This window comes from Comamonas koreensis (assembly GCF_021026195.1).
GTDB classification, from domain to species: domain Bacteria; phylum Pseudomonadota; class Gammaproteobacteria; order Burkholderiales; family Burkholderiaceae_C; genus Comamonas; species Comamonas koreensis.
The window spans coordinates 18,418-44,499 of sequence record NZ_JAJNCT010000007.1; the positions used below are offsets into that span (position 1 = coordinate 18,418).

Here is a 26,082-nt window from a genome sequence, read left to right on the forward strand (position 1 = left end):
GCGGCGCCCTTCCCACCATTCTCAACAGGAAACACACCATGAGCAATCCACAAGTTGAACTGCATATCAAAGACTACGGCGTGATCACGCTGGAACTCGACGCAGACAAAGCCCCCAAGTCCACCGAGAACTTCCTGAGCTACGTCAAGAGCGGCCACTATGACGGCACGATCTTCCACCGCGTGATCAACAGCTTCATGATCCAGGGCGGCGGCTTTGCATCGGGCATGGACCAGAAGTCCACCCAGGCTCCGATTCAAAACGAAGCCCAGAACGGCTTGAAGAACGACCAGTACACCGTAGCCATGGCCCGCACCAGCGACCCCCACTCGGCAACCGCCCAGTTCTTCATCAACGTCGCCAAGAACGACTTCCTGAACCACACCTCGCCCACGCCTAGCGGCTGGGGCTATGCCGTGTTCGGCAAGGTGGTCAAGGGCAACGACGTGATCGACAAGATCAAGGCCGTCAAGACCGGCTCCAAGGGCATGCACCAAGACGTGCCTAAGGAAGAAGTGCTGATCGAAAAGGCTGTGGCCCTGTAATAGGCGCCACCATTTGCATGGACAGCCCGACCAACCCTCGTGCCGCAGACCCCCATGAGGCGCTGCGCGCCCAGTTGGCCACCACGGCAGTCCATGCCTTCGCTGCGCCCCCCGCCTGGCGCAGCATCGAATTCATCTCCGATCTGCATCTACAACCCCAGCTGCCACGGACCTGGCACAGCTGGCAGCGCTACCTGCAAGCCAGTACCGCAGATGCGATCTTCATGCTGGGCGACCTGTTTGAAGCCTGGGTCGGCGACGATGCGCTCGACGAGGCAGACAGCTTTGAAGCGGCCTGCACCCAGACCCTGCGCGAGGCCAGTGGCCAGCGCGCCCTCTTCTTCATGCATGGCAACCGCGACTTTCTCATCGGCGCGCAGTTTGCCGAGCGCAGCGGCATGCAATTGCTGCCGGATCCCAGTTGCCTGGAATTTCTGGGCCAACGCTGGCTGCTCAGCCATGGTGATGCGCTGTGCGTAGAAGACAGCGAGTACCAGCGTTTTCGTGCGGTGGCACGCAGCCCCGCCTGGCAGCAGCAGATTCTGGCCCAGCCGCTGGCCCAGCGCCGCCAACTGGCAGGCGCCATGCGCAGCCAGAGCGAGGCGCGCCGCATGCGCGAGGTCATCACCGCCGATGTAGACACCCAGGCCGCCCTGGCCTGGTTGCAGCAGGCCCAGGCGCCTACGCTGATCCACGGCCACACCCACCGCCCTGCCAGCCACTCCGTGGATGCCGACCACCAGCGTGTGGTGCTGAGCGACTGGGACACCGACCTGGAGCCCGCCCGCGCCGAAGTGCTGCGCATCGATGCCGCCGGCCTGCAGCGCATCGCGCTGGACGCCTACCTGGCCCGGCCGCCGCAGCCCGGCGCCCGCTGATCCCATGGCCTGGCTGCACCGCACCTGGTCACGCCTGCGCGCACTGGCGCGCCCCGTGCCCGAAATCCCTGCCGCCCTGTGGCTGCAGGTGCTGCAAAAATACCCTTTCCTGCAAGCGCTGTCGCTGGAGGAAAAAGCCAAGCTGCGCGCCTTGAGCGCTCTGTTTCTGCGCCAAAAGCAGTTCTCTGGCGCCCATGGCCTGGTGGTGAGCGATGCGATGGCGCTGACCATTTCCGCGCAGGCCTGCGTGCCGCTGCTGCACCGAGGCGACGCAGAACAGGCCATCGCCCTCTACGATGATTTTGTCGGCATCGTTGTACACCCTGGCACCATGGTGGCCGCCAGAGATATGCATGACGAGGCGGGCCTTATCTCGCACCGGCGCATGATGCTCGAAGGCGAAGCCATGCAGCATGGCCCTGTCACCCTAAGCTGGGCGGCCATCGCGCAAGACCCGCTGCAGCAAAACGAGCGCGGCACCAGCGTCGTCATCCACGAGTTCTGCCACAAGATCGATATGCGCAATGGCGGTGCCGATGGCTACCCGTCGCTGCCCGGCCATTTTCTGGGCCTGACCAGCGCCGCTGAAGCACGCCAGACCTGGGAGCGCACCTGGGCATCGGCCTTTGATGCCTTTCGCCATGCGATTGCCAAAGCCCAGCGCTTTGGCGAGCCCGCCCCATGGCTGGACAGCTATGGCGCCACGGCACCGGCCGAGTTTTTTGCGGTGGCCTGCGAGGCCTTCTTTGTCAACCGCAGCCACTTCGCGCAGGAATGGCCGCAGCTCGACCGCATGCTGGCCGGGCTGTTCCGGCCAGACGCGGGCTAAATACCGACCTTAGACGCGCTGCGTCAGCGCCTGCAGCCAAGCGATGCTGTCCTGCAGCTCTTGCGGGTGCAGCTCATGGCGGCAGGGGTACTCGTGGTAAGCCAGGTCCACAGGCGTCGCTTGCAGCGCTGCGCGAATCGCATGGGCCTGCGCCAGCGGAATCACATTGTCGGCGGTGCCATGGCTGATCCAGGCTTGGCGCCCGGCCAGCTGCGCCGGGGCTACCTGCTCGGCGGCCATCTCGGGCAAGAGGCGGCTGTGCCACACCATGATGGCCTGCAGCAGCTGCGGCTGGGTCAGCAGCGCCGACAGCGACATGATGCCGCCCTGGCTGAAACCACCCACCACCACCCGCTCGGCAGGAATCTGCAAGGCCTGGGCCGCCTGGGCACAGGTCTGGGCGACGAGCGCGCGGCTGGCTTTTTCCTGTGCGGTGTCGATGGTGCGGCTGCCATCGGGGTTCACGCCAAACTGGAACCAGGCATAGCTGCTGGGGCCCAGGGTATAGGGCGCGCGCAGGCTCAGCACATGGAAAGCCGGTGGCACCATGCCCGCCAGGCCAAACAGATCCTGCTCATTGCTGCCCACGCCATGCATCAGCACCAGCAGCCAGGGTGCAGGGGTATCCGGCGCAGCGGCGCGGTACAGGTGGTGAAGGGGGAGGTTCAACATGGCAGCCCTGCTCAAAAAAATTGGCTGCATCGTACCGCAGCCTTGGCAACCATGGCGGGAACCACAGCAAACGCCATGCGGTGGCTGGGGCACCGTTGCTGGTGCCCCGTACCCAGCGCCGATGGCTTACTTCTTCGGGTGCAGCGCCACCCAGGCCAGAAAGCGCTCCATGTAGTTGCGCAAGAACTTTTCGCTAGCCTCGGCCACCTTGCCATCGGCGCTGACCAGGCCATCGGTCCAGCGGATAAAGCCTTCAGGCTGCGCCATCGCCGGCATGTCCAGAAACACCAGAATATTGCGCAGATGCTGCTGGGCCATCGACGTTGCCGGGCCACCGGTCGAGGTGCCGATGATGCCGGCCGGGATGCCATTCCATGCGCCGCTGCCATAAGGGCGGCTGGCGCCGTCCAGCGCGTTTTTCAGGTAGGCCGGCACCGAGCGGTTGTGCTCGGGCGTCACGAACAGGATGCCGTTCTTGCTGCGCACTTTGTCTTTGAAAGCGCTAAACGCTGCCGGGTAGGCGTCCGCATCGTCGTCGCGGTTGTAGAACGGCAGCGCGCTGAGGTCCAGGAACTCGAAGTCTGCCTGGTCCGGCACCAGGTTCACCAGGCCATGCGCCAGTTGCTTATTGATCGAGGTCTTGCTGTTGCTGCCAACGATCACGCCAATTTGGGGTTTTGCCACGGTCATTCTCACTTTCAGGACATGCCAAAGGATGAAAGCCTCTGGTTATACCCCTGGTTTGTGACCGCCGATGTAGGCCAAGGCGAATTGCGCGGCCATGGCCGCGCTATGACTTACTGCGCTGCGCCCTTGCCGCAAGCCTGGCCCGCCTGCAACTGCCAGACCTGGGTGCTGCCCAGGTGCAGGGCTGGTACAGCAGCCGCCACCGATGGCATCTGGCGTTGGGCCGCATCGCTGCTGCCCACCACCCACAGCTGCTGCTGCGGGTGCGCGCAGGCATAGGCCTGCAAGCCCGGCGCATCCAGCAAGAGACTATTGCCCAGTTGCGGCGCAAACTCCGCAGCATCGCTCAGTTCCTTCTTCCAGTTGTCGGCTTGCTGGCCTTCGCTGCGCCAGTCGTCCACCACTAGCGGGTCAGCCATCGCGGGCAGGTAAAAAGGCACTTCGTAGTACAGGTGCTCCAGCATCACCAGCCGGTCTGCCGACTGCACCGGCAGGCTGCGCAGTGCGCGCCACTGGGCCTTGGCAGGCACGGCCACCGTGCCCAGCACCATCGCTAAGGCCACACACAACAGCGCGGCCAGGGCAGCCGCGTGCCGGCCCCAGCGCTGCCAGCCAGCGGCCTGCACCAGGCGCACCACCGCATAGGCCAGCGGCGGCAGCGCAGGCAGCACATAGCCCACGATTTTGCTGTGCGGCACCGAGAAGAACAGCACGATGACCGCAAACCAGACCAGCATCAGCCGGTCCAGGCTCTGCACCAAGGGCTGCGCAGCGGGCCGTGCAGATTGCAGTGCCGGCGATCCGGCAACGGCCTTGCGCCGCCAGTTGCGCCAGTTGCGCCAGGCGGCAGCCAGTGCCCAGCCGGTCCAGGGCAAAGCGGCCAGCGCGATCACGGCGACATAGAACCACCAGGGCTGGGGGTTGTTGAAGCTGCTGCCGGTGTAACGCTGAAAGTGCTGGGTCACAAAAAAGTAGTGGAAAAAGCCGTCGTGGCGCTGCTGCGCCATGACCACCCAAGGGCCGGCAATCAGCAGCACCGGAAGCCATGCCGCTGCATGCAAAGGCAGCCACCATTGGCGCCAGCGCCGATCCCATACCAGCCAGATGGCCCAGACCATGCCGGGCAGCACCAGCGCAATCAGGCCCTTGGCCAGAAAGCCCAGCCCGGCCCAGACGCCGGCCGCAGCCAACCAGCCCATCCAGGCCATGCCCCGGATGCGGCCGTTGGCCTGGCGCGCCTCCAGGGTCGCCATCGCGGCGCTGCAAATGCAGGCGGTCAGGCAGCCGGCCAACAGCATGTCCATATTGGCGTATTGCGCCGCCATATAGGTATAGGGCATGGTGACCAGCACCACGACAGCAGCGACGGCTACCGACTGGCTGGCATAGCGCTTGAGCAAGACCAACAAGGACATGGCCGCCAGCCATGCGCCCAGCAGCGACGGCAGACGCGCCGCCCATTCATGCACGCCCGCGACCTGGAAGCCCGTGGCTGCCAGCCAGTAGTAGAGCGGTGGCTTGTGGAAAAACGGCAGGCCGTTGAGCGCCGGCGTCACCCAGTCGCCGCTGCGCAGCATCTGCAAGGCCGCCACCGCATAGCGCCCCTCATCCGGATCGCTGAGCGGCCGTACCCAGGCCAGCGCCAGCAGCCATACTGCCACCAAGACCGCCATGCGGGCCTCGATTGCCCAGGCAAAGCGGGCAGGCGCCGCGCGCGTAGAAGCAAGACTGCTCATGCCCTACTCCAGCGATGCCGCTTGCGATGAGGCGCGTGGCGCTGCAGCATCTTGCAGCGTGGGCTCTGCCGGGTCTTGCACCACCGGCCCGGCATGCCGCCACAGCCAGCCGTACAGCAGCGCAATCACCCCGCCCAGCGCAGCGCCCGCTGCGATATCGAGCGGAAAGTGCACGCCGCAATACACCCGGCCCCAGCTCACGGCCAGCGCCACGGCCACGATGGCGGCGCCACCCAGGCGCAGTTGCCGCAGCAACAGCAGGCAAAAGCCCAGGGTGAACAGTGCACTGGCATGTGCGCTCGGGAGTGAGCCCCGGGCGGCATGGTCAATATAGGCGGGGCTCAGCCCCATCACGAAGGGGCGCGGATGCCCCAGCCCAATAGCGAGCCGATGCGCCAGCAGCACGGCAGCGGCGCAGCACAGCATGCTGCCCAGCAGGTACAGGCGGTCCGCCGGTCGCGTCCACCACAGCCACAGCAGCGCGGCGCCTGCCAGCGCAACGCCGTCCATGCCCAGCCATCGGGCCAACTCCAACACCCAGGCCGTCGGTGCAAAGCCCCCGGCCATCCATGCAAACCATTGCAGATTCAATGCTTCCATCGCAAACCTCTCACGCAGAAGGCCGGTCTGGATGGGTGTTCACCCGGCAACAGCGCACTCTGTAGGTTGGCACTGTCGCGGGCGGAGCTTACCGATGTCTTAAGGATCCTCTGCAAAACTCCCTGCCGTGGTCTGAACGCGGGCTCGGGCGATCCGCTGCGTTGTCTTCCTTGTCAATAGCTACGGCTCGACTGCAAAAGACGCCTTGCGCCTCATCCCGATCCGCGTCCATCCCGCTTGGCGAGGGTTTTGCAGAGGATCCTAAATGCATGGAAAAAGCGATAACGAATTTAAATCCGGCTGTCTTGCACGACCGCGCCGGCGGCGATGGTGATGACGCGCTGGCACTGGGCAGCTATGGCGCGGTCATGCGTAACCATGACCAGGGTGGTGCCCGCTTCACGGTTCAGGTCCATCACCAGCTGCATCACCGCTTCGCCGGTGGCAAAGTCCAGGCTGCCGGTGGGCTCGTCTGCCAGCAGCACGGCAGGCTGCACCACAAAGGCGCGGGCCAGTGCCACGCGTTGCTGCTCGCCACCCGACAGCAGCTTGGGGTAGTGCGACAGGCGCTGGCCCAAGCCCACGCGCTCGAGCATGGCGGTCGCCTGCTTGCGGGCATCGCGCTGGCCGGCCAATTCCAGCGGCAGCATCACGTTCTCCAGCGCCGTCAAATTGCCCATCAATTGAAAGTTCTGAAACACAAAGCCCATCGTGCGCGCACGCAGCGCGGCCCGGTCGTCTTCGCTCAGCGCAAACAGGTCCTGGCCTGCAATCCGCACCGTGCCCACGCTGGGCGTGTCCAGGCCGGCCAGGATCGACAGCAAGGTGCTTTTGCCCGAGCCCGATGCACCGACAATGGCTACGGTTTCACCTTGGGCGATGCTAAAGTCCACATCACGCAGAATGGTCAAACTGCCGGTCGAATCCGAGACCGATTTACCCAGGCCCTGGGCCACCAACACCGCCTCAGGCGCCTGCGATTGAGAAAGCACTGCATCTGTCATGACAACCAATCTTTCCTCCAATGATCGAACACCCGTCACGCGACGCCGGTGTCTGCGCAGCATCGTAGCGTTGTCAATGATGTCCTCTATCGCTATAGGTTTTACAGCACAGGCTGCTGCACCACAGGCGCCTGCCACGATTTTGGTCGTGGGCGACTCGATCAGCGCCGAATACGGCATCGCACGCGGAAAAGGCTGGGTGGCGCTGCTGCAGGACAAGCTCGAACAAAGCAAAAACGCCCATTACCAAGTGCACAACGCCAGCATCAGCGGCGACACCACCGCCGGCGGCCGGGCCCGTTTTGGCCAGTTGCTGACGCAGCACAAGCCCGGCATCGTCGTGCTGGAGCTCGGTGCCAATGATGCGCTGCGCGGCTTGCCGTTGGCCAGCACCCAGGCCAACTTGGCTGCCATGGTGGACAGCGCCCAAAAGGCCGGCGCCCAGGTACTGCTGCTGGGCATGCAGGTACCTCCCAACTACGGCACCAAATACACCACAGACTTTGCCCAGGTCTTCACCACCCTGGCGCGCGAGAAGAAAACCGCTGTCGTGCCCTTCTTGCTGCATGGCGTGGCCGACGTACCCGATTCTGAAAAGAACTTCCAGGCCGACCGCATCCACCCGCTGGCCAGCGCCCACCCGCAGCTGCTGGCCAATGTCTGGCCCGAGCTGCAAAAGCTGATGAAATAAAAAATGCCGCCAGCGCAATGCGGGCGGCATTCATGGGTTAGGCGCTACCGCTTAGCCAAAGGCTTTTTGCAGCGCTTGCGCCAAATCCTGCTGCAGGTCGTTCACATCTTCCAGCCCGATCGAGAAGCGCACCACCGTGCCCGGCTGCAACTGCGACTCGGTCAGCGCGCGCATGCTGCCAATCTTGTAGGGCACCACCAGGCTGATCGGGCCGCCCCAGCTGTAGGCCAGCTTGAACAGGCGCAGGCTCTCGCAGAACAGGTCGATCTGCTGCTGGCTGTAGCGCGGATCGATCACCACGCTGAAGAGACCGGCGGCAGCACCTTGCTTGCCCGCCACCGCGCCAGCACCGCAAAGCTGCTGCCAATGCGCATGGCCTGGCGATCCGGCAAAGGCCGGGTGCAGCAGTTGCACCACGCCGGGCTGCTCGGCCATGAAGGCGGCCAGCTGCCGGGCCGCCGCATCTTGCGCGTGGTAGCGCAGCGCCAGGCTGGGCAGGCTGCGCAGCACGGTCTCGATGTCGTTCACCCCCACGCCCAGGCCCAGGTGCATATGCGTGGCCTGCACCTTGCGGTGCACAGCGGCATCACGGGTCACGATCGAGCCCATCAGCACATCACCGCCGCCGCTGGGGTACTTGGTGAGCGAATGCGCCGACACATCCACGCCCGTGCGGTAGCTGCCATCGCCATCCAGGTCAAAGCAGTTGAAGGCCAGGCCGGCACCCCAGGTGTTGTCCAGCGCCGTGGCAATGCCTTTTTGCTGGCACAGGCGCACAAGGCCCACCAGATCGGGGAACTCCATGCTGACTGAGCCAGCGGCCTCCAGCCAGACCAGGCGGGTGTTGTCCTGGATCAGGCTGGCGCAGTGCTCCACCCGCATCGGGTCGTAGTAGCCGATGCTGACGCCAAAGCGCTGCAGCTCGCTCTCGGCAAAGCCCTTGCTCGGGCCGTAGACGTTGTCGGGCAGCAGCACATGGTCACCGCTCTTGAGCAGCGCCAGGCCAATCACCGAGATCGATGCCAGGCCGCTGGGCACCAGCACGCAGTGGCTGCCGCCTTCCAGGGTGGCAATGCGCTCTTCCAGAATGTAGGTGGTGGGCGTGCCGTGCAGGCCATAGGTGAAGGCGCTCTTGTCCTTCCAGTCCCAGCTGCGCATCGCCGCCACGTTGGGAAAGAACACGCTCGATGCCTTGAACACCCCGGGCTGCGGCGCTGCAAAAGGCGCATCTGGCGCATAAGGGTGGTGGATGATGCCGGTGATCGGTGCCTGGTTTTTGGGGGTGGAGCTCATAGCAAAAAAAGTCGGTCAGAAAACGGAACAGCTGCGGGCTATTGTGCAGCAGATAGGCTCAGCGCAAAGCCGCCGCCACCAAGCCCAGCGCTGCGGGCTTGGCACCCGCCTCAAAGAAGCCGCTGGCCTGCAGCAGCGCCGCACTGTTTTGCAGAGGCAGCCAGTCGCCGCCTGCGCAGCGCTGCCAAGCCAGCGGCCCGGCGCTACCAGCCGCTGTAGCGACCGCCGCCAGCCAGGCATCAAGTCCATCCGCTGGCGCTGGCCACCAGCGGGCTTGCTCGCCCAGGCTGACGAGAACAGGCAGCGCTTGCGCCGATGCAGCCGGCGCCATAACGGGGGCATCCAGCCCCGCCAAGGCATCACGCGCCCAGGCGCGCAGGCCGGCGCGGTAGCCCTTGTCGGGGAACTGCGCTGCCCATTGCTGGCGGTCCGCATCCATCTCGTCACCCATAGCGCTGCGGCCCAGTGCGGCGGCAATATCCAGCGCCGGCTTGCGCGCCACCTGCTCCAGCCAGAGCCGGTAGTCGGCACTGGGCGCTGCGGCGTTGGGCGGGTTGATCAGCCACAGCCCTTGCACAGGCTTGCCCAGCGCAGCCTGCTGCAACACAAGCGCCTGGGCCAGGCGCGCAGCATCGCCATGGGCGACGATGACCAGCCCCTGTTCGCCACCCAGATGCAAATGCTGGATGAGGTCTTGCAGCATCGCCAGCTGCTGCGCATCGCCCAGGCGCTGGTCCTTTTTGGGCTTGTCGCTGCGCCCCAGGCCCAGCCAATCCGGGGCCACAACACGGTCACCCCGCGCGGCCAGGCCGGCTGCCAGTTCGCGGAACAGGCCTTGCTGTGCCGGCAGGCCGGGCAGCAGCAGCCATTGCCGGGCAGCGTCCGATGGCGCAGGGTTCTGGCCCGCGCTGTCTTTGGCATGCAGGCGCAGTCCGCCCAAGGCCGGCCAGTCGCTGTAAAAGCAGCTGGGGCAGCCGCAATCCAGTGCCGGGGCAAACAGTGCATCGGGGGTGCGCAGTGCGTCGTCGCGCAGCGGGTGGCTGGCCAGCGCCTGCTGCTTTTGCTGCACGCGGCGCTGGCCGAAGAAAGCCGTCAGCAGCGCTGCGGCCTCGTCCTCCAACACGCCAGCGGTCACGGCGGTGTGGTGGTTCAGCGCGGCCTGTGCAAACAGGTCCAGCACCGATCCCCCCGCGCCGGTGCGCGGCTCGGCAGCGCCCCAGACCACGCGGTCCAGCCGCGCATGCAAGATGGCGCCGGCGCACATCGCGCAGGGCTCCAAGGTGACATACAAGGTACAGCCATCGAGCCGGTAATTGCCCAGGCGCTTGGCCGCATTGCGCAGGGCCTCGATCTCGGCATGGGCGCTGGGGTCATGGGCGCCAATTGGGTGGTTAAAGCCCCGGCCCACGATCTGCCCATCGCGCACCACCACGGCACCCACGGGCACTTCGCCCGCCTGCGCCGCAGCGCGCGCCTGCTCCAGCGCGGCGCCCATCCAGTGCGCATCACCAGGCTGGGGGGGCAGCTGGCCGCCAGTGCCGGTGGGGACGAGGCTGTCAGCCATTGCTGTCACTCTTCGGCTTGTTTCAGGCGCTGTGCATCCTGCTGCAGCGCCTGGTTCAGCTGCTCCTGCACCTGCTGCTGGATCTGGCGGCTTTGTGCATTCACATCCTTGCTGGTGTCGATCTGCGGCACGGACACGCCTTCCCCGGCGGCGGGTGCGGGCGCCACTGTCACGCCCATGTTCTGCTTCATCAGCAGCGCCACAATCGCCATCACCACCAGCAACCCTGCCAAACCCAATACAGCCCGCATAGCATCCTTCCTCCATTCCGTATGCGGGTCTGATTATCGCGCGGCATCGCAGCCAATGGCCGGCAGGCCCTGGTTGGCCTGCCACAGCTGCACGGCCAGCGCGCGGATCTCATCGGCCAGATGCAGGCGCTGCAGCCAGTGTTGCGGTATGCCCTGCTCGCCCCAAAAAGCGCCGGCTATCTGGCCGGTGATGGCCGCCGTGGTGTCGGCATCGTCACCCAGATTCGCGGCCTCCAGTACCGCGTCCGCAAAGCAGTCATGCCGGGCAAAGCACCACAAGGCCGCCTCCAGGCTGCGCACCACATAGCCCGAGCCCTGAATGTCCTCTCGGCCTTTGCCCAGGTACCGGCCTTGCGCAATCTGCTGCAGCTGGGGGCTGGCCAGCGGCAGATCGGACAGCGCCAGCACCTCGGTTTTGGGCAGGCCCTGCAGCGCGCGGTTGATGGCTACCGCCAGCAGGCGGCAGGCATCCAGGCACTCCGCCGCGCCGTGGGTGGTTTGCGAGCTGAGCGCTGCCCTGTCCTGCAGATGCTGCTCGTCGCCGCAAAAGCGCAGCGCCACAGGCGCCAGCCGCATGATCGAGCCATTGCCAGCGCTGTGCGGGTCGGTGCTGCCTGCCAGCGGATTGCCGGTGAGCAAGAACCTTTGCAAAGCTTCCCGTGTGGCCATGCCAATGTCAAAGCAATGGCCGGTCGAACTCCAGTAGCCCCACTGGTACCAGTTGGCATAGCGTGCCATCTGGTCGGCAGGGTCGCAATCGCCCTTGGTGACCAGGCTCTCGGCCAGGCACAGCGCCATCGAGGTGTCGTCTGTCCACTGCCCCGCGCGCAGCGAGAACGGGCCCCCACCCACCATGTCGGTCAGCGGCACAAAGCTGCCGCGCGATTGGAATTCGACCGCAGTGCCTACTGCATCGCCGCAGGCCAGACCCAGCAAGGCACCTTGAAAGCGATCCAAGGTAGGCGGCATCACTGGCCTCCGCTGCGCAGCTGCGCGCGCGCCACCATCAGCGCAAAGCCCAGCAGATTGAGGCCACGCCAGTGCTCAGGCTGCTGGGCCAGCGCATCCTGCGCCGCCAGGCCAATGCCCCAGATGGCATCCACCGGGCTGGCCTCCACCAGCACGCGCTCCCCGGTCGTCAGCAGGTAGTCCTGCAAATCTGCGTTCTGGCCAAACTTGGCCGCATTGCCGCGCACCACGATGTCAAAGCAGGCGGCGTTCCAGCGCTCGCTGTCAAAACCCCGCACGGTGCGGCCCAGCGCCTTGGCCTGCGCCGGGCTGGCGCATTGCAAGATCTTGGCCCGCGCTTCGTCATCGCCAAACAGCCGTGCCTTCTCGGCCATCATGAAGTGCTCGGCGCTGCGGTAGTGCGCGCCCTCCACCGTGAACCCGGCCTCAAACCACTGGCTCAGGCAACCCTTGCCGACACGGCCATCGGCCTCGGGTTGGTGGCCCCAGAAAAACAGGTAGCGGGGCTGACGGCCTGCCTGGATCTGCGCGAGCAGTTCGGGCACGGAGCGGATGGTGTCGTTGGTAGGTGCCATGTCAATTCTCTTATCTCAGTTCTCATGTCTCTCCGCCAGCCACCAGTGCGCAAACGCGGCCAGGCTGGCATGGGTGGAGTGCAGTTGTTGCAATGCCGGCCCGCCGTTGGGACTGCCATCGGGTTCGCGCAGCACCAAGGCGCCATGGATGCCTTCTGGCAGGCCCGCAAAGTTCGGTAAATAGTCATCCACAAAGGCCAGCGGCTGCAGTTGGGCCAGCGCTGTCGCCTTGGGGCTGCCGGCGCTGACATCGCTGCCAGTAGCGATCACCCGCTCAATCGGAAAGCCGAGGTCACGCAGGTTGGCCAGCCTTGCCTGGGCAAACAGGGGTGGCAGTGCGGTCAGGCATACCAGCTCAAAGCCGGCGCCGTCCAGTTGCTGGCAAGCCTCTAGCGCACCGGGTACGGCAGGCAGGGCGGACCAGAACTGCGCATCCAAGCCTGCGCGAAACCTGTGCAGTGCCTCGCCACTCAGGCGCTCGACATCCCAGCGGTCTGCTGCCCAGTAGGCATGGGGATTGCGCAAGGCAGGCCGGCGGCCGAAGGCGCGCTGCCAGGCACCGGCATAAGCCAGGTTGTAGTCGAGCAGCACGCCATCGGCATCCAGCGCCAATACGCGATGGCCGCTCATGCGTCCAGCCTCTGCAGGTAGGCCACGGGCACGGCGTCGGTCAACCAGACGCCATTGTCCGAGCAATAGAACACATGGCCATCGGCGACCATGGCTGCCGCATCCACACGCAGCAAGGCCAGCTTGCCGTGGCGCCGCCCTACCACGCTAGCCGTCTCGACGCTGGCCGACAGGTGCACATGGTGGCGCTTTTGGCGTTGCAAGCCTTGCGCCAGGATCGCGTCAAGAAAGCGGGTCGCCGTGCCGTGGTAGAGCGCATCCGGTGGGGTGCTGGGGTCCAATTGCAGCTCGACGGTGACCGAATGCCCCTGGTTGGCACGGATGCGCCTGCTGTCCTCGCTGAAGGCAAAGCGCTGCTTGGTGCAGCTCGCTACCACCGCCTGCAATTGCGCCAGGCTCATGGCTTTGCCACTGCGGGCCAGGCAGGCGAGCAGTTCTTCCGTATTCGCCCAGCCTGCGGCATCGAGCTGAAGGCCAATGGTCTGCGGGCTGTGCCGCAACACCAGGCTGAGCAGCTTGCTGCGGCGGGTCATGGTGGCGGACTCGTCAGCGGCATGGGCGTCTTGAATTTCTTCGGTTTCTTTTTCAAAAGTCATCATCTAGCTTTCTTGTAGTTATGTATCGATGAGAGCGCAGGCCTCCCGCCTGCTCCTGCTCTCGCAATGCAAGTTGTATTGAGCAACTTCCATGAGTTGTACAATACAACTAGCTTTTCTATCCGTCAAGGTTTTTTATGGCCTCCAGCGCTGCCAGCCACCCACCCATTGATTTTGTACGCCCCTACACCACCGTGGATGTGGTGATCTTCAGCGTGGTGGATGGGGCCTTGAAGGTCTTGCTGGTGCAGCGCCCGGCGTCCGGCTCGGAGCCCTTTCCGGGGCTGTGGGCGCTGCCCGGGGGCTTTGTCGATGTGGCGCAGGACAGCGACCTGCAGGCCTGCGCCAACCGCAAGTTGCGCGAGAAGACCAATGTCGCCAGCCCCTACCTGGAGCAGCTGGGCAGTTGGGGCGGCCGCAGCCGGGATCCGCGTGGCTGGTCGGCCACCCATGTCTACTTTGCCTTGATTGCGGCCCTGCCGCTGACCCTGGCCAAGGGTGCCAATGCGGCCGATGTGGCCTGGTTCGAGGTCGATGCGCTCGGCGATGAACCCGAACTCGCCTTTGACCACAGCGAGATCTTGCGCGCTGCGGTCGAGCGCCTGCGCGGCAAGGTGGAGTACACCTCGCTGCCCGCCTTTTTGCTGCCCGAGCCCTTTACCCTGCCCCAGCTCCAGCAGGTGTATGAGACGGTGCTGGGCCGGCCGGTGGACAAGAGTGGCTTTCGCACCCGCATGCTGGCGGCACAGTTTCTGCGCGAGGCCGGGCATGTCGAGGGGCCCTCCAACCGCCCGGCGATGGGCTACCGCCTGGCCGACCGCAGTGCGCCGGTGATCTTTCCGCGCACCTTCAGCCCGCGCGGCTGAACCGGCGCGGCCTGGTGCTTGGTCTGACACGGCAGTCAGCTTATCTCCCAGTGCAGCAGCCCTGCGGCAGCGACCTGAGATAATCCGGCCCCTATGTCCCTCCTGCCCCACCAACTCGAACTGCTCTCCCCGGCCCGTGATGCCGATATCGGTATGGAAGCCATCAACCATGGCGCCGATGCCGTCTATATCGGAGGTCCGGCCTTTGGCGCACGCGCCACGGCGGGCAATGACATCCGCGACCTGGAGCGCCTGATCAACCATGCGCACCGCTTTGGCAGCCGCATCTTCATCACGCTCAACACCATCCTGCGCGATGATGAGCTCGAAGGCGCACGCCAGATGGCCTGGCAGGTCTACGAGGCGGGCGCCGATGCGCTGATCATCCAGGACATGGGCCTGCTGGAACTGGACCTGCCGCCGATCCAGCTGCATGCCTCCACCCAGAGCGATATCCGCACGCCCGAGAAAGCCCGCTTTCTGCAGGATGCCGGCCTGTCGCAGATCGTGGTGGCGCGCGAGCTGGATCTGAAACAGATTTCCGCCGTGCGTGCCGCGACCGACCCGGCCCGCACGACGATTGAATTCTTTGTCCATGGCGCCCTGTGCGTGGCCTACTCGGGCCAGTGCTACATCACCCATGCCCACACCGGCCGCAGCGCCAACCGGGGCGATTGCAACCAGGCCTGCCGCCTGCCTTACGAGGTGCTGGACGCCCAGGGCCGCATCATTGCGCATGAAAAGCATGTGCTGTCGATGAAGGACAACAACCAGAGCGACAACCTGCGCGCGCTGATCGATGCCGGTGTGCGCAGCTTCAAGATCGAGGGGCGCTACAAGGACATGGGCTATGTGAAGAACATCACCGCCCACTACCGCAAGCTGCTCGACGAGATCATCGAAGAGCGCGAGTTCTCGGATGCGCCGCTGGCGCGTTCCTCCTCGGGCCGCACCAGCTTCAGCTTCACCCCCGATCCGGACCAGAACTTCAACCGCGAGTTCACCGACTACTTCGTCAATGGCCGCAAGGACGATATCGGCGCCTTTGACACCCCCAAGACCCCGGGCCGCGCCATTGGCTGGGTCACCAAGGTGGGCGAGAACTTTGTCGAGCTCGAAGCCTCCAGCCGCGACACTGTGCTGCACAACGGCGATGGCCTGTGCTACTACGACCTGCAAAAAGAGCTGGTTGGCATGCAGATCAACCGCGCCGAATCGGTGGATGCGAAGAAATCGCTGTGGCGCGTGTTCCCCAAGGACCCGATTGCCGGCTTCAAGGACCTGCGCAAGGGCCTGGAAGTGAACCGCAACCGCGACATGGCCTGGGTGCGCACGCTGGACAAAAAGTCCAGCGAGCGCCGCATTGGCCTCTGGGCCCAGCTCGGTCAGACCCCGGACGGCTTTGCACTGACCCTGACCGATGACGACGGCTTTGTCGGCAGCGCCAGCCTGGTGCAGCCGCACCAGCCCGCCACCGACAGCGAACGGGCCGAGGCGGCCTTGCGCGACCAGCTGGGCCGCTTTGGCGCCACCATTTTCTCGGTGCATGACATCAGTCTGCAGCTGGACCAGCCCTGGTTCATCCCGGCTTCGGCCCTGAACCAGCTGCGCCGCGATGCCGTCGCTGCGCTGGAAGCGGCCCGCGAGGCCGGCTTTGTGCGCCTGCCGCGCGCGCTGCCGGTGGAGCCGCCTGCGCCCTTCCCGGAAGACACGCTGACTTATCTGTCCAATGTGTTCAACCAGAAGGCGCATGACTTCTATATGAAGCATGGCGTCAAGGTGATCGACGCGGCCTACGAGAGCAAGGAAGAGGAAGGCGAAGTCTCGCTGATGATCACCAAGCACTGCGTGCGCTTCTCGATGAGCCTCTGCCCCAAGCAGGCCAAGGGCGTCATCGGCGTCAAGGGCACCATCAAGGCCGAGCCGCTGCAGCTGATCAATGGCAAGGAAAAACTGACCCTGCGCTTTGACTGCAAGCCCTGCGAGATGCATGTGGTGGGCAAGATGAAGCGCTCGGTGATCAACCAGCATGCCAAGGAGATGCAGGAGTTTCCGATGCAGTTCTACCGCACCCGCCCTGCGGTGGTGCGCAGCTGATCGCCGCTGCTTGCCAGCGTCCATAAAAAAAGCTGCAAGAGCTTCGCTCTGCAGCTTTATTTTCACCAAGGTCCAGGCACCAAGGTCAATCCTTGGCCTGGCTGCCCGCAATGGACAGTCCCTTGATAAAACCGGTCAGGCGCCTAACTCCGCGCCTTCACGCGTCTCCAGTGCTCGGTTGATGCCCAGGGCCGCCAAGGTACAGACGGCGCCCGACAGCAGATACAGGCAGACAGCGATCAGCCCGAACTTGGCCGAGAGCCCCAGCGCCACCAGCGGCGCAAACGCGGCGCCCACCAGCCAGGCCATGTCGGTAGACAGGGCCGCACCGGTGTAACGGAAGCGGGACGAGAAGTTGGCGGTGACCGTGCCGGACGACTGGCCGTAGGACAGGCCCAGCAGCACAAAGCCGACAATAATAAAGAGGTTGTTACCGGTTATGCCGCTGGACAGCAGCTTGGGCGTAGCCAGGCTGAACAGCGCAATCAGCACCGCCATCGCGCCCAAGGTGTTGCGCCGGCCATAGCGATCGGCCAGCTTGCCCGAGGCCACAATCGCCAGCGCCGCACAGAAGGCACCCAGGATCTGTACGAGCAGCACATGCACGATGGGCTGTGGGGAGTACAGCGAAATCCAGGACAGCGGGAACACAGTGACCAGGTGGAACAGTGCAAAGCTGGCCAGTGCCGCAAAGGCGCCGATAGCCACGTGGCTGCCCTCCTCGTCGATCAGACGGGTGACGCTGACGGGCTCGAGCTCTCGCTCCTGCATCGCCTGGGCATAGGTCTGCCCCACCACCAGCTGCAGCCGCGCAAACAATGCCACAACGTTCACTGCAAAGGCCACATAAAACGGATAGCGCCAGCCAAAGTCGAGAAACTCGGCTTTGGACAGGGCGCTGTACAGGTAGGCAAACAGCCCTGCGGCCAGCACAAAGCCCAGCGGCGCGCCCAATTGGCCGATCATCGCGTACCAGCCCCGGCGGTTGCTGGGCGCATTCATTGCCAGCAGCGACGGCAGGCCATCCCAGGAACCACCCAGTGCCAGGCCTTGGGCAAAACGGAACAGCGCCAGCAGCCAGATGGCCGTGCGGCCCAGAACGTCATACCCGGGTAAAAATGCGATACCGACGGTGGCAACACCGAGCAAAAACAGGGCCACTGTCATTTTGGCGGCACGTCCCCAACGGCGCTGGATGGCCATGGAAATGGCGGTGCCCACCGGTCGGGCAATAAAAGCGATGGAAAAGACGGCAAATGACAGCAAGGTGCCATTGAGCTGCGAAAAGTTGGGGAAAAAGACGCTTGGAAAGACCAAGACCGCCGCTATGCCAAAGACGAAAAAATCAAAATACTCTGACGAACGACCGATAATGACGCCGACCGCGATCTCGCCAGGTGTTACATCTTCATCAGAATGGGCACGGGAACGGGGATCAGCACCGGGGGTGCCGCCGACAGGAGATGCTGTGTAACCGAGACTACTCATACAAAAGCTCCTTCCTCAAGCTGTTACCGGCCTGCTGAGACCGTACCTTTACCAGGAGCCTAGCTGGGTACTTTCTGAGAGGGCGTAGGACAAAATGTCCAATCGACAGGCCTGCCTCTAGCATTTACATTTGGGGGGATTTTGCAATCCATGTTTATACCTAAGCGCGCTTGCCGTGCCCTTTCGCATGCCTGATCTGAAAAAACTTCACGGGCCCTCACGGCTCGTTGCGGCGTTACTGGTTGCCGCCAGCCTTGCAGGCTGTAACACCGTCGTTCTCAACCCTGCGGGTGACGTGGCGGCGCAATCCGGCAATCTGGTGATCATCGCCACCTTGCTGATGCTGATCATCATCGTTCCGGTGATCGTGCTGATCCTCTTGTTCGCGTTCAAGTACCGCGAAAGCAATGAGCCCGCGGACTACGATCCAGAATGGCACCACTCCACGGTGCTGGAACTGGTGATCTGGTCAGTACCGCTGTTGATCATCATCGCGCTGGGCGCCCTGACCTGGATCTACACCCACAAGCTCGACCCCTACCGTCCTCTGGACCGCATTGACGCCAACCGCCCTCTGGCCGCTGACGTCAAGCCGCTGGAAGTCGAAGTGGTGGCCATGGACTGGAAGTGGCTGTTTATCTACCCCGAACAAGGCATTGCCACCATCAACGAACTGGCTGCGCCCGTGGACCGTCCGATCCGCTTCAAGCTGACGGCCACCACTACGATGAACGCCTTCTACGTGCCTGACCTGGCCGGCATGATCTATGCCATGCCATCGATGCAGACGCAGCTGAATGCCGTGATCAACAAACCTGGCGTGTACAAGGGCATGAGCTCGCACTACAGCGGCTCGGGCTTTGCCGGCATGACCTTCAAGTTCCACGGCCTGAGCAATGGCGACTTCGACGCCTGGGTGCAAAAGGCCAAGACCGAAGGCGCCACCCTGGACCGTGCTGAATACGTAAAGCTGGAAAAGCCCAGCGAGCGCGATCCGGTCCGTCTGTTCGGCACCGTTGACAACACCCTGTACCACGCCGTGCTCAACCGCTGCGTTGAAGCCGGCAAGATGTGCATGGACGAAATCATGGCCAAGGATGCGATGGCCAACATCAAGGCCCGTGCAGCTGCAGGCAAGAGTGTTTCGCTGATCCCTGAAGACGACGTGTGCACGGTGGCCAATGCCCCTGCCGTGGTCGCCTCCCTGGGCGAGCAAGCGCCTGGCACCCCCGTGGCGCAGTAACCCCATCGAGAATTTTCAAAGAGACTCAATATGTCCGTAGCTACAAACGTAAGCCATGACCCGCTCCTCGGGCGGCTGACATGGAATGACATACCGATGGTGCATGAGCCCATCGTGTTGTGGACCTTTATCGCCGTGGTCCTGGGCGGCCTCGTGGTCGTTGCTGGTATCACCAAGTTCAAGCTTTGGGGTCCGCTGTGGAAGAACTGGATCTGTTCCATCGACCACAAGAACATCGGGATCATGTACATGATCCTGGGCCTGGTCATGTTCCTGCGCGGCTTTGCCGACGCGATCATGATGCGTGGCCAGCAGGCGCTGGCCGCCGGTGAATCGATGGGTTACCTGCCTCCGCACCACTACGACCAGATCTTCACCGCCCACGGCGTGATCATGATCTTCTTCGTGGCCATGCCTTTTGTGACCGGCCTGATGAACTATCTGGTGCCGCTGCAAATCGGTGCGCGTGACGTGGCCTTCCCGTTCCTGAACAACTTCAGCTTCTGGATGACCACCTCCGGCGCCGTGCTGGTGATGGCTTCGCTGTTCGTCGGTGAGTTCTCCACCCTGGGCTGGCTGGCACTGTCGGGTCTGGGCGAGTACCACCCGGGCGTGGGTCTGGATTACTACATCTGGGCGCTGCAGATTGCCGGGGTCGGGACGACCTTGTCCGGTATCAACCTGATCGTGACCATCATCAAGATGCGCGCACCTGGCATGAACCTGATGAAGATGCCTATCTTCACCTGGACCTCGCTGTGCACCAACGCGCTGATCGTGGCTTCCTTCCCGATCCTGACCGCTGTGCTGGTTCTGATGACCCTGGACCGCTACGTCGGCACCAACTTCTTCACCAACGAGCTGGGCGGCAACCCGATGCTGTATGTGAACCTGATCTGGATCTGGGGCCACCCAGAGGTCTACATCCTGATCTTGCCTGCTTTCGGCGTGTTCTCCGAAATCGTCGCTACCTTCTCGCGCAAGCGCCTGTTCGGCTACACCTCGATGGTGTACGCGACCGTGTGTATCACCATCCTGTCCTGGCTGGTGTGGCTGCACCACTTCTTCACGATGGGGTCTGGTGCCAGCGTGAACTCGTTCTTCGGCATCACGACGATGATCATCTCGATCCCGACCGGCGCCAAGATCTTCAACTGGCTGTTCACGATGTACCGTGGCCGCATCAAGTTCACCGTGCCTATGCTGTGGACCGTGGGCTTCATGCTGACCTTCACCATCGGTGGTATGACCGGTGTGCTGCTGGCCGTGCCGCCTGCTGACTTCGTGCTGCACAACTCGCTGTTCCTGATTGCGCACTTCCACAACGTGATCATTGGTGGCGTCGTGTTCGCCGTGTTCGCCGGTATCAACTACTGGTACCCCAAGGCCTTCGGCTACCGCCTCGACGAGTTCTGGGGCAAGGCATCGTTCTGGTTCTGGTTCGTCGGCTTCTGGGTGGCCTTCAGCCCGCTGTATGTGCTGGGCCTGATGGGTGTGACCCGCCGCGTCAACCATTACGAAGACACCTCGCTGCAGATCTGGTTCATCATCGCTGCGTTCGGCGCCGTGCTGATCGCTCTGGGTATCGCCTGCTTCTTCATCCAACTGTTCGTCAGCTACCTCAAGCGCGACCAGCTGCGTGATGTGACCGGTGACTGCTGGAACGGCCGTACCCTGGAATGGGCTACCTCGTCGCCTCCTCCACAGTACAACTTCGCCTTCACGCCAGCCGTGCATGACAGCGACGCCTGGTGGGACATGAAGAAGCACGGCTTCAAGCGCAAGCTCGACGGTTTCGTGGAAATCCACATGCCCAAGAACACCGGCGCCGGCTTCGTGATCTCGATGATCGCCCTGGTCTTCGGCTTCGCCATGATCTGGCACATGTGGTGGATCGCTGGCATCAGCTTTGCCGGCATCGTGTTGGCCTCGATCATCCACACCTTCAACTACAAGCGTGACTACTACATCCCTGCAAGCGAAGTAGCAGCCACCGAAGAAGAACGTACCCAACTGTTGGCCCGCCATGTCTAATCACAACACCCTCGCCGGCGCGACCGGTACCCGTGACTACTTCCTCAAGGAAGAACCGCACGTAGAAAATGGCACCGCTCTGGGCTTCTGGCTCTACCTGATGAGCGACTGCCTGATCTTTGCTGCCCTCTTCGCCACCTATGGCGCGCTGGGCCGCAACTATGCAGGTGGCGCCGGTGGTGCCGAACTGTTCGACCTGAGCCTGGTGGCCATCAACACCGCCTTGCTGCTGTTCTCGTCCATCACCTTCGGCTTTGCCATGCTGGCCAAGCAAAAGGGCTCGGTCAAGGGCACCGTGGTCTGGCTGATCATCACCGGCCTGTTCGGTGCTGGTTTCCTGGGCGTGGAACTGTATGAGTTTCACCACCTGATCCATGTGGGCGCTGGCCCGCAAAGCAGCGCCGCCATGTCGGCCTTCTTTGCACTGGTAGGCACCCACGGTCTGCACGTGACCTTCGGTCTGGTATGGCTGGTGGTGCTGCTGCTGCAAATCGGCAAGCACGGCCTGACCCGTGAAAACAACCGCCGCCTAATGTGCCTGTCGATGTTCTGGCACTTCTTGGACGTGGTCTGGATCGGCGTCTTCTCCTTCGTTTATCTGATCGGAGTGCTGTAAATGAGCGCACAACACAACCACGCTGCACACGGCCATGACGACCACCACGGTCATGACGACGGCCCCCACAGCACCTTCTCGGGCTACATGATCGGCTTCTTCCTGTCGATCATCCTGACGGCCATCCCCTTCGCCGTAGTGATGGGTGACGTGTTCGAAAACCGCACTACCACCGTGGTCGTGATCGCCTTCTTCGCGGTAGTGCAGATCATCGTGCACATGGTTTACTTCCTGCACATGAACGGCAAGATCGAAGGCGGCTGGACCCTGATGTCCACCATCTTCACGATCGTGTTCGTTGCGGTGACCTTGGCTGGTACCTTGTGGGTCATGTACCACATGAACACCAACATGATGCCTGGCCACAACCACAACCCGACCGCCGTGACCCTGCAGCAACCTGCGGCCCAACAAGGCCACACCAACCACTAAGCTGTTTTGACCAACGAAACGCAACGGAATGCGCAGGGCCAGCCCCGGCATTCCGCACTTTTTCAGGCGATGCTCGCGACCGTGGGCATCGCCTTGTTCTTGGGCCTTATCGCCTTGGGCACCTGGCAGGTCTACCGCCTGCAGTGGAAGCTGGACCTGATCGAACGGGTGGAGCGCCGGGTGCACAGCGCGCCCCAAGCGCTGCCCGCACTGGCCAGCTGGTCCCAGCTCGATGCCAAGGCGATGGAATACCAGCCCAGCAGCCTGCAAGGCCAGTGGCTGACCGACAAGACCGTGCTGACCCAGGCCACCACGGTGCTGGGCTCCGGCTTTTGGGTGCTGACCCCGCTGCAGCAAGCCGATGGCAGCCAGGTGCTGGTCAACCGCGGCTTTGTGCCCGATACCCTGCGCCGTGACTGGGCAGGCGGCCCGCAGCTGACAGCGGCAACGCCCACCGGTAACGTCAAGGTGATCGGCCTGCTGCGCGCCACCGAGCCCAAAGGCGGTTTTCTGCGCGACAACGACCCACAAGCCGGGCGCTGGTTCTCCCGCGATGTGCAGGCGATTGCACAGGCCCAGGGCCTGACGCAGGTGGCGCCGTTCTTCATCGACGAAGGCCTGCCTGATGGCAGCGCCGAAGTGGTGGGCGAGCAAAAGCGCAGCAGCGCCAGCGACCTGCAAAGCCAGCCATGGCCACGCGCCGGTCTCACGCAGGTGCGCTTTGTCAACAACCACCTGGTCTACGCACTGACCTGGTACGGCCTGGCACTGATGGTGGCAGGCGCCACCTGGCTGGTGCTGCGCAAACGCAAGCGCACGCGTTAATCACCCTCAGACTTACCGGCGCCTGGCGGCGCCGGTAACACTGGCAGGCTCAAGGCCTGCCGACTGCGGCACAATCGCACGGTGCCACTGTCCATCCCCTCCCCCTTTCAGGTCACCCACACCACCGACCGCCAGAACATGCAGCTGCTCATCCAGCTGCGCTGGCTGGCCGTGGTGGGCCAGGTGGTCACCATCTCGCTGGTCCGCTGGGGCTTTGACATCTACCTGCCGCTGTATGAGATGCTGGCCGTGCTGGCCGGGCTGGTCATCACCAACCTGATCTGCGTCTGGTGGCTGCGCTGGCGCCAGCACGACATCTCGTCGAGCGATCTCTTTGTGGCGCTACTCGCCGATGTGGGGGCGCTCAGCCTGCAGCTCTACCTCAGCGGCGGCGCCAACAACCCCTTCATCACCTTGTTCCTGCTCCAGGTCACCCTCGGGGCGGTGCTGCTCAAGCCCTTCTATGCCTGGGGCATCGTGGTGGTCACCGGCAGCTGCGCGGTAGCGTTGGCCTTTTTCTACCAGCCGCTGCAGATCATGAGCCACCGCAGCGGTGCCATGCATGCGCTGTACCTGCTGGGCCTGCTGATCAGCTTCGGGCTCAATGCCATCCTGTTGGTCTCCTTCATCAACCGCATCATGTCCAACCTGCAGCTGCGCGACGCACGCCTGGCCGACCTGCGCCAGCGCGCTGCCGAGGAAGAGCACATCGTGCGCATGGGCCTGCTGGCCAGCGGCGCAGCCCATGAGCTGGGCACACCGCTGTCGACCCTGGCGGTGATTCTGGGCGACTGGCAGCGCATGCCCTCGATCGCGCAAGACGGCGAGCTGATGGAGGACCTGCGTGAGATGGAGCACCAGGTGCAGCGCTGCAAATCCATTGTCACCGGCGTGCTGCTGTCGGCCGGCGAGACACGCGGCGACGCGCCCGAGACCACCACCCTGGTCACCTTCATGGACCGCGTGGCGGCGCAATGGCAAAGCCACCGCCAGCCCGGCAACTTTGTCTACCGCAAACAGGTGGCGCGCGATATCCCGATCATCTCGGATACCTCGTTGCAACAGATGATTTTCAATGTGCTGGACAATGCGCTGGAGGCCTCGCCCGGCTTTGTCCAGCTGGTGGTCGAATGCCCCGCGCAGGACGATGCCCTGCTGGTGCTGCAGGTCACCGACAGCGGCCCGGGCTTCAAGCACGAGATCCTGGAACACCTGGGCAAGCCCTACCAGTCGACCAAACAACGCCCTGGCGGTGGCCTGGGCCTGTTTCTGGTGATGAACGTGGCCCGCTCGCTGGGCGGTCATGTCGAGGCCCGCAACCGCGAGCAGCACCTGGGCGGCGGTGCAGCTGTACGCATCAGCCTGCCGCTGGCCTCGATCGCCCTGGATGATGAACCACACCATGACGCAAACCCAAGAACGCCTGTTACTCCTGGTTGAAGACGATGCCGCTTTTGCCCGCACCCTGCGCCGCTCCTTTGAGCGCCGGGGCTACCGCGTGCTGCACGCCAGCAGCGCAGACGAAGTGGCCCAGTTGCTGCAGACCGAGCGCCCGCAGTACGCGGTGATGGACCTGAAGCTGGCCGGCCATGCCTCGGGCCTGTCTTGCGTGCAGCTGCTGCATGCGCAAAACCCCGATGCGCTGATTGTCGTGCTCACCGGCTACGCCAGCATCGCCACCGCAGTCGAAGCCATCAAGCTCGGCGCCTGCCACTACCTGGCCAAACCGTCCAACACCGACGATATCGAAGCGGCCTTCAGCCGGGTCGAAGGCAGCACCGAAGTCGACCTGACCGCTACCACCACCTCGATCAAGACACTGGAGTGGGAAAAGATCCACGAGACCCTGGCCGAGACCGGCTTCAACATCTCCGAAACCGCGCGCCGCCTGGGCATGCACCGCCGCACGCTGGCCCGCAAGCTGGAAAAGCACCACGTCCGTTAAGCACCCCTCAGGCAGCGTCCTCACAGGCCTGCACCAGCGCCTGCAATACCGGTGAGCGCTGCTTGCCCTGGCGCTGCAGCAGCGAGAACTGGCGCCGCATTGGCGGCAACAAGCTGTGCAGCACGGCCAGCTCGCCCCGGTCGATCCAGGGCTGGGCAATGACACGCGACAGGCAACTGATACCCGCGCCCCGCGCTACCGCAGTGCAGATGGCTTCCGAGCTGCCGAGCACCGCCGCTATCGGCCATTCGCGGAGTTGAGACAGCACGCTGAACTCCACCGCCTCGCGCGTACCCGATCCTTCCTCACGCAGCAGCCAGCGGCAAGCAGCCAGTTGCCGCGCGGTGATGGGCATTTGGTCCCCTGTGCTCACCAGCGCGTGGCCAGGTGCCGCAATCAGCACCAGCTCATCCTCGCGCCAGGGCTGCACCTCCAGCGCTGGCCAGTGGCTCACCCCTTCGATAAAGCCCAGGTCGACACTGGCCTCGCTCACCGCCTCTGCCACCTCGCGGGTATTGCCGATCACCACCTCAAACTGCACCTGGGCATAGCGCTGCATAAAGTCCGCCAGGATGGCCGGCAGCACATGGTTGGCAATGGTGGTGCTGGCCGCCAACCGCAGCACCACCGGCGCCATGGGCTCCGTCTGCTGGGTGGCCTGCTCCAGTTGCAAAGCCAGCTCCAGCAAGGCCTGTGCTTGCGGCCAGAGGCTGCGGCCCAGGTCGTTCAGCACCAGGCGCTTGCCGCTGCGCGCAAACAGCTGCGCCCCCAGACCTGCCTCTAGCTGCTGCAAGGCGGCGCTGACCGCTGATTGCGACAGGCCAATGGTCTGCGCTGCAGCCACGGTGCTGCCGCTGTGGGCGATGGCGCAGAAAACCTCCCACTGGCGCAGGCTGAGATGAAGCATGGTGATGGCGCCCAAGGCGCTTGGGTCGATGAATCAATATCTACCTATTTTATCGATAGATATTAATCAAACAACTAGTTATACAGATATAAGAATAATTTCTATAGTG

Annotated in this window: 27 protein-coding genes; 13 read left to right on the top strand and 14 right to left on the bottom strand. The window is 63.8% G+C overall.

The window, feature by feature from the left end; genetic code table 11:
• Positions 1 to 38: 38 nt before the first annotated feature.
• From LPW39_RS07170 to LPW39_RS07180, 3 genes are read left to right on the top strand one after another with little or no spacing between them, the layout of a single operon-like run.
• Positions 39 to 545, top strand: a complete 507-nt coding sequence (locus LPW39_RS07170; protein WP_182345356.1) for a peptidylprolyl isomerase — start codon at positions 39 to 41, stop codon at positions 543 to 545.
• Between the two features lie 17 nt (positions 546 to 562).
• Positions 563 to 1,423, top strand: a complete 861-nt coding sequence (locus tag LPW39_RS07175) for a UDP-2,3-diacylglucosamine diphosphatase (protein ID WP_230772977.1) — start codon at positions 563 to 565, stop codon at positions 1,421 to 1,423.
• A gap of 4 nt (positions 1,424 to 1,427) precedes the next feature.
• Positions 1,428 to 2,252 carry a M90 family metallopeptidase gene (locus LPW39_RS07180; protein ID WP_230772978.1) on the top strand — a complete coding sequence of 275 codons (825 nt, stop codon included), beginning with the start codon at positions 1,428 to 1,430 and terminating at the stop codon, positions 2,250 to 2,252.
• 9 nt (positions 2,253 to 2,261) lie between these two features.
• On the opposite strand, the gene LPW39_RS07185 is transcribed toward LPW39_RS07180, so the two are convergent.
• The 5 genes from LPW39_RS07185 to LPW39_RS07205 all read right to left on the bottom strand — a co-directional run bounded on the left by LPW39_RS07185 (position 2,262) and on the right by LPW39_RS07205 (position 6,951).
• Positions 2,262 to 2,924, bottom strand: coding sequence for an alpha/beta hydrolase (locus LPW39_RS07185; RefSeq protein WP_230772979.1), 663 nt, complete (start codon positions 2,922 to 2,924; stop codon positions 2,262 to 2,264).
• A 126-nt stretch (positions 2,925 to 3,050) separates the two neighbouring features.
• Positions 3,051 to 3,608: an NADPH-dependent FMN reductase gene (locus LPW39_RS07190; protein ID WP_230772980.1), complete on the bottom strand. Its 558-nt coding sequence runs from the start codon at positions 3,606 to 3,608 to the stop codon at positions 3,051 to 3,053.
• A gap of 113 nt (positions 3,609 to 3,721) precedes the next feature.
• Positions 3,722 to 5,347 carry an ArnT family glycosyltransferase gene (locus LPW39_RS07195; RefSeq protein WP_230772981.1) on the bottom strand — a complete coding sequence of 542 codons (1,626 nt, stop codon included), beginning with the start codon at positions 5,345 to 5,347 and terminating at the stop codon, positions 3,722 to 3,724.
• Positions 5,348 to 5,350: 3 nt separating this feature from the next.
• On the bottom strand, positions 5,351 to 5,947 hold the full coding sequence (locus LPW39_RS07200) for a phosphatase PAP2 family protein (RefSeq protein WP_230772982.1): 597 nt from the start codon (positions 5,945 to 5,947) through the stop codon (positions 5,351 to 5,353).
• A gap of 290 nt (positions 5,948 to 6,237) precedes the next feature.
• The gene (locus LPW39_RS07205; protein WP_230772983.1) at positions 6,238 to 6,951 is read right to left on the bottom strand and encodes an ABC transporter ATP-binding protein; all 714 of its coding nucleotides are present in this window, start codon (positions 6,949 to 6,951) and stop codon (positions 6,238 to 6,240) included.
• A 76-nt stretch (positions 6,952 to 7,027) separates the two neighbouring features.
• On the opposite strand from LPW39_RS07205, the gene LPW39_RS07210 reads away from it, so the two are divergent.
• Positions 7,028 to 7,642, top strand: coding sequence for an arylesterase (locus LPW39_RS07210; RefSeq protein WP_407928805.1), 615 nt, complete (start codon positions 7,028 to 7,030; stop codon positions 7,640 to 7,642).
• A gap of 51 nt (positions 7,643 to 7,693) precedes the next feature.
• Here LPW39_RS07210 and LPW39_RS07215 read toward each other — a convergent pair whose 3' ends face one another.
• The 7 genes from LPW39_RS07215 to LPW39_RS07245 are packed head-to-tail and all read right to left on the bottom strand — an operon-like array spanning position 7,694 to position 13,457.
• Positions 7,694 to 8,935 (bottom strand): PLP-dependent transferase, encoded by a 1,242-nt coding sequence (locus tag LPW39_RS07215; protein WP_230772984.1) that lies wholly within the window; start codon positions 8,933 to 8,935, stop codon positions 7,694 to 7,696.
• Positions 8,936 to 8,993: 58 nt separating this feature from the next.
• Positions 8,994 to 10,499, bottom strand: a complete 1,506-nt coding sequence (gene tadA, locus LPW39_RS07220) for a tRNA adenosine(34) deaminase TadA (protein ID WP_230772985.1) — start codon at positions 10,497 to 10,499, stop codon at positions 8,994 to 8,996.
• A gap of 5 nt (positions 10,500 to 10,504) precedes the next feature.
• Positions 10,505 to 10,750 carry a hypothetical protein gene (locus LPW39_RS07225; RefSeq protein ID WP_230772986.1) on the bottom strand — a complete coding sequence of 82 codons (246 nt, stop codon included), beginning with the start codon at positions 10,748 to 10,750 and terminating at the stop codon, positions 10,505 to 10,507.
• A 33-nt stretch (positions 10,751 to 10,783) separates the two neighbouring features.
• Positions 10,784 to 11,719, bottom strand: a complete 936-nt coding sequence (locus LPW39_RS07230; protein WP_230772987.1) for an ADP-ribosylglycohydrolase family protein — start codon at positions 11,717 to 11,719, stop codon at positions 10,784 to 10,786.
• Positions 11,719 to 12,294 (bottom strand): NADAR family protein, encoded by a 576-nt coding sequence (locus tag LPW39_RS07235; RefSeq protein WP_230772988.1) that lies wholly within the window; start codon positions 12,292 to 12,294, stop codon positions 11,719 to 11,721. The genes LPW39_RS07230 and LPW39_RS07235 overlap by 1 nt, the downstream gene beginning before the upstream one ends.
• Positions 12,295 to 12,309: 15 nt before the next feature.
• Entirely contained in the window at positions 12,310 to 12,924 is a 615-nt protein-coding gene (locus tag LPW39_RS07240; RefSeq protein WP_230772989.1) for an HAD family hydrolase, read from the bottom strand.
• Positions 12,921 to 13,457: an RNA 2'-phosphotransferase gene (locus LPW39_RS07245; protein ID WP_230773197.1), complete on the bottom strand. Its 537-nt coding sequence runs from the start codon at positions 13,455 to 13,457 to the stop codon at positions 12,921 to 12,923. The genes LPW39_RS07240 and LPW39_RS07245 overlap by 4 nt, the downstream gene beginning before the upstream one ends.
• Before the next feature lie 200 nt (positions 13,458 to 13,657).
• Between LPW39_RS07245 and LPW39_RS07250 the strand changes: the two genes are divergently transcribed.
• Together LPW39_RS07250 and LPW39_RS07255 are read left to right on the top strand one after the other, a co-directional pair.
• Entirely contained in the window at positions 13,658 to 14,386 is a 729-nt protein-coding gene (locus tag LPW39_RS07250) for an NUDIX hydrolase (protein WP_230772990.1), read from the top strand.
• A gap of 93 nt (positions 14,387 to 14,479) precedes the next feature.
• Positions 14,480 to 16,483, top strand: coding sequence for a peptidase U32 family protein (locus LPW39_RS07255; RefSeq protein ID WP_230772991.1), 2,004 nt, complete (start codon positions 14,480 to 14,482; stop codon positions 16,481 to 16,483).
• A gap of 135 nt (positions 16,484 to 16,618) precedes the next feature.
• Here LPW39_RS07255 and LPW39_RS07260 read toward each other — a convergent pair whose 3' ends face one another.
• On the bottom strand, positions 16,619 to 17,971 hold the full coding sequence (locus LPW39_RS07260) for an MFS transporter (RefSeq protein WP_230772992.1): 1,353 nt from the start codon (positions 17,969 to 17,971) through the stop codon (positions 16,619 to 16,621).
• A 187-nt stretch (positions 17,972 to 18,158) separates the two neighbouring features.
• Here LPW39_RS07260 and cyoA point away from each other — a divergent pair, with 187 nt between their 5' ends.
• The 7 genes from cyoA to LPW39_RS07295 all read left to right on the top strand — a co-directional run bounded on the left by cyoA (position 18,159) and on the right by LPW39_RS07295 (position 25,066).
• The gene (cyoA, locus tag LPW39_RS07265) at positions 18,159 to 19,214 is read left to right on the top strand and encodes a ubiquinol oxidase subunit II (RefSeq protein WP_230772993.1); all 1,056 of its coding nucleotides are present in this window, start codon (positions 18,159 to 18,161) and stop codon (positions 19,212 to 19,214) included.
• A 30-nt stretch (positions 19,215 to 19,244) separates the two neighbouring features.
• Complete coding sequence (gene cyoB / locus LPW39_RS07270) at positions 19,245 to 21,248, top strand: cytochrome o ubiquinol oxidase subunit I (RefSeq protein WP_269075784.1); 2,004 nt, start codon at positions 19,245 to 19,247, stop codon at positions 21,246 to 21,248.
• Positions 21,241 to 21,864 (top strand): cytochrome o ubiquinol oxidase subunit III, encoded by a 624-nt coding sequence (gene cyoC / locus LPW39_RS07275; protein ID WP_230772994.1) that lies wholly within the window; start codon positions 21,241 to 21,243, stop codon positions 21,862 to 21,864. The genes cyoB and cyoC overlap by 8 nt, the downstream gene beginning before the upstream one ends.
• Positions 21,865 to 22,296: a cytochrome o ubiquinol oxidase subunit IV gene (gene cyoD / locus LPW39_RS07280; protein ID WP_230772995.1), complete on the top strand. Its 432-nt coding sequence runs from the start codon at positions 21,865 to 21,867 to the stop codon at positions 22,294 to 22,296.
• Positions 22,297 to 22,365: 69 nt separating this feature from the next.
• The gene (locus LPW39_RS07285; protein ID WP_230772996.1) at positions 22,366 to 23,121 is read left to right on the top strand and encodes an SURF1 family protein; all 756 of its coding nucleotides are present in this window, start codon (positions 22,366 to 22,368) and stop codon (positions 23,119 to 23,121) included.
• Positions 23,122 to 23,202: 81 nt separating this feature from the next.
• Positions 23,203 to 24,561, top strand: a complete 1,359-nt coding sequence (locus LPW39_RS07290; RefSeq protein ID WP_230772997.1) for an ATP-binding protein — start codon at positions 23,203 to 23,205, stop codon at positions 24,559 to 24,561.
• Complete coding sequence (locus LPW39_RS07295; protein WP_230772998.1) at positions 24,524 to 25,066, top strand: response regulator transcription factor; 543 nt, start codon at positions 24,524 to 24,526, stop codon at positions 25,064 to 25,066. Before LPW39_RS07290 ends, LPW39_RS07295 begins: the two co-directional genes overlap by 38 nt.
• Before the next feature lie 7 nt (positions 25,067 to 25,073).
• On the opposite strand, the gene LPW39_RS07300 is transcribed toward LPW39_RS07295, so the two are convergent.
• Positions 25,074 to 25,973 (bottom strand): LysR family transcriptional regulator, encoded by a 900-nt coding sequence (locus tag LPW39_RS07300; protein ID WP_230773000.1) that lies wholly within the window; start codon positions 25,971 to 25,973, stop codon positions 25,074 to 25,076.
• Between the last annotated feature and the right edge of the window lie 109 nt (positions 25,974 to 26,082).